Here is a 272-nt window from a genome sequence, read left to right as displayed (position 1 = left end):
CGTGGTCATGGGAAAAGTATGATGTTATCAAATATTCTACCAATTTTCAGTATTGTATTTAAGACAGAAAGATTTATTCTCATAATTTCTGAAGCTGAATCACAATCGCAGAAGTTTGCTGAGTGGGTAAATGACCAGTTAAAAAACAATCAGAAGCTGCGTGACATTTTTGGTACGGATATTGCACCAAATAAAAGTCTAGGACATAAAGACAACGTAGAAATGTTTGATAATGGATATACGATGGTACAGAGTGCTGGTATGGGAAAACG

At 35.3% G+C, this 272-nt stretch carries 1 protein-coding gene; it reads left to right on the top strand.

The features are described from left to right. A partial coding sequence (locus SB764_RS40330; RefSeq protein ID WP_410866799.1) for a hypothetical protein occupies positions 1–272 on the top strand: 272 nt, incomplete at both ends.

This window comes from Paraburkholderia sp. SIMBA_027 (genome assembly GCF_046535315.1).
In the GTDB taxonomy this organism is placed as follows: domain Bacteria; phylum Pseudomonadota; class Gammaproteobacteria; order Burkholderiales; family Burkholderiaceae; genus Paraburkholderia; species Paraburkholderia tropica.
The sequence above is the reverse complement of the archived record's forward strand: the minus strand, read 5'-3'. Positions and strand labels throughout refer to the sequence as shown.